Annotated in this window: 8 protein-coding genes; 1 reads left to right on the top strand and 7 read right to left on the bottom strand. The window is 54.9% G+C overall.

Going from position 1 to position 7,383, the window contains the following annotated elements; all coding sequences use genetic code 11:
• The 4 genes from ACQKE4_RS19755 to ACQKE4_RS19740 all read right to left on the bottom strand — a co-directional run.
• Window positions 1-488 (bottom strand): carboxylesterase family protein (locus tag ACQKE4_RS19755; RefSeq protein WP_427389944.1); only part of this gene is annotated, 488 nt, incomplete at its 3' end.
• A gap of 62 nt (window positions 489-550) precedes the next feature.
• Window positions 551-2,059, bottom strand: coding sequence for a Fic family protein (locus ACQKE4_RS19750; protein WP_427389943.1), 1,509 nt, complete (start codon window positions 2,057-2,059; stop codon window positions 551-553).
• 197 nt (window positions 2,060-2,256) lie between these two features.
• Window positions 2,257-2,859 carry a glutathione S-transferase family protein gene (locus tag ACQKE4_RS19745; protein WP_427389942.1) on the bottom strand — a complete coding sequence of 201 codons (603 nt, stop codon included), beginning with the start codon at window positions 2,857-2,859 and terminating at the stop codon, window positions 2,257-2,259.
• Window positions 2,859-4,085, bottom strand: coding sequence for a YbfB/YjiJ family MFS transporter (locus ACQKE4_RS19740; RefSeq protein ID WP_427389941.1), 1,227 nt, complete (start codon window positions 4,083-4,085; stop codon window positions 2,859-2,861). The genes ACQKE4_RS19745 and ACQKE4_RS19740 overlap by 1 nt, the downstream gene beginning before the upstream one ends.
• A gap of 144 nt (window positions 4,086-4,229) precedes the next feature.
• On the opposite strand from ACQKE4_RS19740, the gene ACQKE4_RS19735 reads away from it, so the two are divergent.
• The gene (locus ACQKE4_RS19735) at window positions 4,230-5,117 is read left to right on the top strand and encodes a LysR family transcriptional regulator (RefSeq protein ID WP_427389940.1); all 888 of its coding nucleotides are present in this window, start codon (window positions 4,230-4,232) and stop codon (window positions 5,115-5,117) included.
• Between the two features lie 43 nt (window positions 5,118-5,160).
• On the opposite strand, the gene ACQKE4_RS19730 is transcribed toward ACQKE4_RS19735, so the two are convergent.
• Genes ACQKE4_RS19730 through ACQKE4_RS19720 form a run of 3 tightly spaced genes read right to left on the bottom strand, consistent with a single transcriptional unit; the run spans window position 5,161 to window position 7,287 of the window.
• Window positions 5,161-5,856 (bottom strand): haloacid dehalogenase type II, encoded by a 696-nt coding sequence (locus ACQKE4_RS19730; protein WP_427389939.1) that lies wholly within the window; start codon window positions 5,854-5,856, stop codon window positions 5,161-5,163.
• A complete protein-coding gene (locus ACQKE4_RS19725; RefSeq protein ID WP_427389938.1) occupies window positions 5,837-7,069 on the bottom strand; it encodes an MFS transporter in 1,233 nt (410 codons plus the stop codon). The genes ACQKE4_RS19730 and ACQKE4_RS19725 overlap by 20 nt, the downstream gene beginning before the upstream one ends.
• Window positions 7,066-7,287, bottom strand: a complete 222-nt coding sequence (locus ACQKE4_RS19720) for a hypothetical protein (RefSeq protein WP_427389937.1) — start codon at window positions 7,285-7,287, stop codon at window positions 7,066-7,068. The genes ACQKE4_RS19725 and ACQKE4_RS19720 overlap by 4 nt, the downstream gene beginning before the upstream one ends.
• Window positions 7,288-7,383 lie beyond the last annotated feature (96 nt).

Below are 7,383 nucleotides of genomic sequence, written 5' to 3'. Positions count from 1 at the left end.
GCTTTCTCATGGGGGTAACCTCGTGTGGGCAAATGTGAGGTTACTGTAGGGCGAATGTCAGCCGGGCGGCAGGACGTCTTAGAATGAACGCTTACATTGCCTTCGAGTACCAGCGGGCGCACGTCGAACACCGCAAGATCCCCGGCCCCAAACACATAAGAGCCACCGTGAATCCATACCATTACCGGACGCGGCGCTTTAGAGGGGTTATCCGGCAGGGTGACTGATAAATGCAGCTCGCCCTCCACTGAGTGGAACTCCTGTTCGGAAATGCCTAATGCTTCATTCAGCTCTGGGATGGTGTTTTGCGGCGAGGCTGGCGACCACTCAGTGGCCTGGATGGGCGTGGTCGATGACGGCTCATCTGTTGGGGCGCAAAAACGCTGAGCTCGCGCGTAGCGAATGCCAGAGGCGCGGATAACGCCCTTATCTCGCCAGCCGATAATCTCCCCGGCTGGCGTCGTAAAGCGTGGCGCATCGTAGTGCATACCGCTCCTTGGTTTGCTTGATGAAACAAGCGTAGCACCGCGCGGCCGGTCGGAGTCACCATTTACTCAGGGGGCGCTTCTTCACTTTGGTGCGCCTCGAGTACCTTACGCGCTTCGGTTTCAATGGCATCAAGCACCTCGTCAGCTACTTGATAGCGAAACTGTTTACGGCGATTGTTGGAAAGGCGCCCCTCATTGCTCAGGCACATCATGACCAGGCGCGCCAAATCACTACCACGAATATCGTACGCTTCGTTTATTACAGCATACACATGATCGAAACACGCCAAGTAGCGCGTTTCGGCTTTTAGCTCGTCTTCCAAGGCTGCCTTTGCCATTTTTAGTAAAAATGCCACCGCCTCTGTCGCATCCCAGAACCGGTACAGGGCCTCCAATCCCTTAAAGTGAAAGTCATATTGATCGGCATCTATCCAGTTAACGTTCCAATGCTCTCGGGTGGGCTTTGAAAACGCTTCGAGGGCAGCCAAGTACTCTACTTCATGACGCTTCATGGCAACCGAAATAGGTAAAAGATTGTCGCGGTCCAACCCTCCTTTTCGGCATAGCGTATGGTGTATCAGAAACCGCGATATGCGTCCGTTGCCGTCCATGAAAGGGTGTAGAAAAACAAAACCAAAAGAGAGCACCGCTGACACCACCAGTGGCGAAACGCCTTCTGCTACCCCCTTATCTGAATCTTGATTGGCCCAGGTCATTAGCCCATTCATCAGCTCATCGCAAAGCGCTGGCGGTGGTGGCAGATAGCTGACACCTAGCGCTCCGGGTAAACCATTGTGCAAGTAGTTTTGCTCATGGCGAAAGGTGACGGCTTTGTCGAAAGGATTACTGATAGTGCTGTTTTGAAGTTCGACGAGGTAGGCTTCTGTCAGCGGTCTACGTTCATGGGCTTGGCGCAGCAGTTGCATGAAGCGCTGTTGCTTATCAGGCGATGGCGACTCCTGTTCGATCGCGAACGAGGACTGTGTTTCACTCAAATATGCCCACTGAATTGCACGGTCGAGCATTCCCGTGGGCAATGAGGCCATAAAAGTGGAAGCTTGTCCCAGGATATCTTCTTCTAAAAGCGCCGTAATAACCGAGGTACGACGCACAGTGGCGCAGTAGTCCAACGTGCCTAGACCATTGAAATCGATTCGCCAACGGCTGTCTCGCACCGAGGGGCCGACAATATAATGCTCAGGATCGAAAAGAGGCACTGCCCGACCGCTGACAACAATATCGAACGGCAAGCGTTTGACCATCGCTTCATATAGATACGCTAACTTCCTCAAATAAATGCCGTTTGGCGAGGTTTGCAAGGCCTCTCGTAACTCTTCTATGGGCAGATGGGGCAAGGAACCTGCCAGTATGGCAAGGTCTATACCTTCGTGTTTCAGCGCAAACACCAGATGAGCAAGCAGTGAGGCATCAGGGGCTCGACCTGCGGGTACCGCTATCTCGTTCCCCATAGACATGATGCGTGTGACGGGACGAACCCGCGCGGGGTGTTTGGGCGGGCATACTCCCAAGGCTAAATACTCATGAAGGTACGCATACCCTACAGGTTTCATCTTGAAGTGCCTCGAATCAAAATATTTTGTTCACTTCATCAAGAAAACATTCAGTAAGCAACTAGAAGTTGTTTTTTTATTAACCTGTAACACCCTATAGGGTTAGTTTTCACTCGCATGTTACTCATGCTTCGCGGCAAGCCGGTTCATGCTCGCTAGATAATCACGCTTGGCCCCATTTCTCCTGATAGAAAATTCTAACAGAAAGCCGTCTGGTGAAAGCTCTCTTGCGCTGTCACACCAGCATGCCATTCCTTTAACTGTGGATACTTTTCTTGCCATTTCACCTCTGGAAGCCTGAAAACTAAGTAATCCAGCGCTACCGCAATGGCAATGTCGCCAAGGTTAATAGTTGAGGCCAACTGTTTTTCACCAAGCTCACTGTTCAGCTGCTTCAACAGCCGCTGAATGGCTCGCGAACGCCGCTGACCCAACTCGCTGTCATCAATCCCCTTGCCATAATGCTTTCTGGCAATCACGGTCGTGAACGCGGCATCCATCAGGTTTTGGCCTGACCCCGCCAGGTGAAGCACATCACCCAAACTGGCTGCTGGCAGCATTGGCTTGTTGGGGCTTACGCTATCCAGGTAAACGGCAATCAGCACGGATTCGCTTAGCGTGGTGCCCTCCTCCGTTACCAGTGCGGGAATACGCCCGGCGGGGTTGGCATTTAAGAGTTCGGCATCGTCTGCCCAGGGGTCGCACCACTTCAGCGTCACGGCGTCCGATAGGCCTTTTTCCAGTAATACGATGCGCGCTAGGCGAGCATAGGGCGAGGTTGCGTTTAGGTAGAGTTCCATTATTGCTTCCTGTGGTTTTTGAGTTGTTGGGCAGAAAGATGCGTGTGGCGCTGCTGTACGCCGCGGCTAAGCAGCACCAGCAAAAAGCCCGCGACGAGGATGAGGCCGCTGATGGCAAACAGTGGTGCGTAGCTGCTCCAAGTGCCATAAAGCGCCGACATGGCATAGCCTGCCACTGCTTGGGCGGCTGCAAAAGCGGCGGTGGCTTGCCCCCAGAGCTTCTTGTGGGCGGTTGGCCCTACCAACTCAGCAAGGCGGCCAGAGGTGAGTGCCACAATGCCGGGGATCATCGCCCCCACCTTGAAGGATGAAACCGACTGGCTGAGCAGTGCGAGCGAGAACACCGGCAGCAAGACGGCGACGGCCTTCGCCGCAAAGGCGATCATCAAGCCACCCTGCCAACCCACTCGATGCCCCAGCGCGCCTACCATGAACGGCCCACACAAGGCGCCCAACCCGAAGATTCCCCACTGCAATGAAGCCGCTTGATTGCCCAGGGCGTTTTCCCTGGCGAGATAGTCCACCCAAAACACGGCATGGGGCACAAAGCCAATCGCATCCAGGGCATAAGCGCCCACCACCAACATCACGATTATCTTTACACCCGCCGCCTCTGTGGGGCTATTCACCCTTGGGCTAGCCGTAATCAGTGAGGCTAAGTGTGCTACACCCCAGTCGCACAAGAGGCCCGCGGCAATACACAGCAGCCCAAGCGTGCCCCAGGTGACGGAGAGGCTTAACCCTAGCAGTAACGGCACGATGAAGGCCGAAAGCAGTGCGCCAAAGCCAATACCGGTAAACACCATGGCGCCGACACGCGTTCGCCTTTCAGGTGGCGTGGCCGCTAGCGCCAGCGAAGGGCCAACGACCATTAAGATGGCCCCGGCAACCCCCGAGACCAACCGCCAGAAGAAGAACCAGAGGAAACCGCCCGCCCCGGCGCAGAGCACAAAGCTAAGCGCAATACCCGCGAAGCTTGCGGCCATCACCATGCGAGGAGAAAAGCGCTCACTCAGCGAGTGGGCGGCGAGTGCGCCGATAAAGTAGCCCAGCAGGTTGGCAGCCCCCAGGTAGGCACCTTGGCTTGCGGAGAACCAACCCTCTTGAATAATCGCGGGCAGTAGCGGCGTATAAGCGAAGCGCGCGATGCCAATCCCCGCCAGGGTCGCCATTACTCCTGTCATCAGGGCGGGCAGATCGTGGGTAGTGAGTGATCGATTCATCATGTTGTGTCCTTTTCGTGCCGCCACTGGGCAAGGTGGGCAGCGCGTTAGTGCACAGTCAGATTACGCGTGAGGAACTATTTCTAGAAACGATTAATTTTGATCGCTACTATCTTTTTTATAGATATCCTGACAGGGAGATGGCGCGTGCAACTTAAATCGCTGCGACTGCTCGTGGCCGTGGCCGAAACCGGTAGCTTTGGGGCGGCGGCCAAACGGCTGCACACGGTGCAATCCAATGTGACCACCCACATTAAAAAACTCGAGGAGGAGTTAGGCGTACAGCTGATTCACCGTGCGGGGCGCGTTCGCCCGACGAGTGCCGGATTGGCGCTGGTGGAGTACGCCGAGCGCATGCTGTCGGCCCACGATGAAGCGGTGTCGCTGTTCAAAGGCCAGGAGAAGGCATGTGGGCGGCTGCGCATCGGCGCCATGGAGACCACGACGGCATTGCGCCTTCCGCCGATACTGGCGGCGTACCACGCAGCGCAGTCTGACGTTGATATCCAGATCAAGACCGGGCCCACGGCTGAGCTGCTCGAGTTGTTGCTTAACGGGCAAGTGGACTGTGTCTTTGTAGCCGGCCGACTCGAGCATGGCCGCTATCACTCGCTCAAAGCATTTAGCGAGCAGCTTGTCTTAGTCGGCTCTACCCCTATGACGAAGATGCCCTCTTCACAAGCACTGCTGACGTCCGCTTTCTTGGCGTTTCGCCAGGGGTGCAGCTACCGCCAGCGTATTGAGCTGTTGCTGGCGTCCCAAGGTGTCAATGCAGGCCGGATTTTTGAGTTCGGTTCGCTGGACGCGATGCTTGGCTGCGTTGCTGCCGGGATGGGTTACACGGTGCTCCCCCGTGGCACGGTTGAAGCCCATCAGCACCGGTTCGGGATTCACACGCTGGCACTGCCCACCTCCATCGCCAATATCGATACCTATTTTGTCGCCCCCGAACCAGAAACCTGGACACCCGCCCTGGCAAACTTCGCTGAAACGTTGCGTGACGCGGTGGTGGATGCAGGGCCTGCAGGGCCTTAATGGTACTAATCCCTGCCCTGCGCTTACGCTACTTATTGTTGGCTCACTCTATTAGCTGCTCGCTCAACGAGACGAGGTCTTCAGCCACAAAATCCCATGCTTGCTCTGCTTCTAAATCTTTATCCTGCTGAGGGCCATACTCTGTGCGACGGGGTATAAACGCGGTTTTCATTCCCAAGGCACGGGCAGCACCCAGGTCATAATTATGCGCCGCGCATAGCATCACTTCTTCAGGCGGCAGGCGAAGCAGGCGGCAAGCCCCTAAATAGACCTCTGGGTCCGGCTTATAGTGCTGGAATAGCTCGGCGCAAAACACCATATCCCAGGGCAGTTTGGCGTGACGGGCCACATCCACCATTAGTGATAAATTGCCGTTGGTCAGCGTGCCGATAATATAGCGCTCTTTTAAGCGCTGCAGGCCGTTCTGAACATCCGGCCAGGGCTCTAATTGGTGCCAAAAGTGGTTGATGCGATCAATGGTCGCCTCGTCTAGCGTAATCCCATGTTGATTGAGTAGTTTGACGAGGCTTTCTCGATGCAGATCATCCAGCCCCATCCACGGCACGTCACCTTGCCGTACTCGGTTCATTGAAGGGGCATAATGCTGACGCCATTGATCCGTTATCACTTCACTGGGCAGCTCAATCCCCAGCTCTTTCTGCAGCTCCTTGAACTGACGAATCAAACTGGAGCGCCAATCAACAATAGTGCCAAATACGTCAAAAACGATGGCTTTCATTAATGTTTCCTTGTTGGATGGTTATTAGTAGTCCCGCTAGTGTCATGGCGATCAGCAAGCTCCAACCGAGCATAAAGCTGCCAGAGATATCCAGCATCCACCCCAGCAGTGGGGGTATTGAGACAATCGCCAGTTGGTTAATCGCCATGGCTAGGCCTAGCACAAAGCCGGTTTTATCAGCAGGTGCAGACTCAGCCACATAAGCTACCCAAGGGCCGTACCAACCAAAACCAAAAAAGCCCAACCAGGCCATCAAACCGCCCAGCATAAGCGTTGAGTGTAGCGGCAGCCAAACCAATACCAGCAGCCCTACTATCACCGCCACCATGCATACCATGACCGGAAAATAGCGCGAGCGACAGCGATCACTCCAGGCCGCCAGCAAAATACGCCCGGCAACCCCGGCCCCCTGGGCTACGAATAGCAACGTCGCCGCCTGCAGTACCTCCATCTGCAAACGGCTATGCAGGTAGAGCACGGTAAAAATCAAAATGCCGTACTGAACCGAGATCAAACTAATACCGGACGCCATAATCTGTTTCATGGCCGGTTCACGAATCATCGCCAGTCGCGATAAGACGACTTTTTTTACGCTACCTTCAGAGGCTCTTGCTAACGGCACCACGCCAATAGGAGCACGGTAAAAAAGCATAAAGACCAACGCCCCGAAAATCGCAATTAGCCCCCCTACCAAAAAAGAGGCGCGCCACCCCCAGGTGATCGCGACGGTTGGTAGTATGATCGCCGCCAGCGCCCCACCCAGCGGCAAGCCTGCCTGACGAATCCCCATGGCAAAGCCGCGCTGGGATTTGTCAAACCAAGCGGCTACCGATTTGCTACCGCCAGGCTGGGCAGTACTGTAGCCCGCCCCTACGATGACCAAAAACAGCAGCATGGCCCAGTAACTCTCCGCCAGCACGGCAGCGCTAAGCGCAATGCCTACAACGAGGGTTCCCACTCCCACCACCAAACGCTCACTGAATCTGTCCAGCAACTCCCCGGCAACTAACAGCCCTACTAAAGGCACCAGTTGAGCAGCAGAGACCAGTGCCCCAATCTGAAATGCAGAGAGCGCCATATCTGCCTGTATATAGACGCTGATGGCCCCGATACCTTGAACGAAAAAGCATGCCGCTGCTTGAGCCAGGGTAGCTATCAGCAGAATGACCCAGCGGTAGCTACCAGAAGTACTAAGCGGAATAATTGCATTCATGCGATGGCCTCACTTTCTATCAGAGGAAAACCAAATTCTCCAAGCGGGCTTTGACGCTGAGCCCCAAACAAGGCATCCCTAACTTGGGCAATACCCATACGCTGCGAGATTTGAGCTGAATCTGTTTCTACCTCGATACCATTTTCTTCCATCTCTTTTAAAGCGATCCTGAATAGCTGATTATTATTAGTAATTCTTACTCCCCCATGTTTATCCAAAGGTAAGCGTTCATTCTAAGACGTCCTGCCGCCCGGCTGACATTCGCCCTACAGTAACCTCACATTTGCCCACACGAGGTTACCCCCATGAGAAAG

This window comes from Halomonas sp. NPDC076908, assembly GCF_050269715.1.
GTDB lineage: Bacteria > Pseudomonadota > Gammaproteobacteria > Pseudomonadales > Halomonadaceae > Vreelandella.
This window is presented reverse-complemented; position numbering and strand designations above follow the sequence as displayed.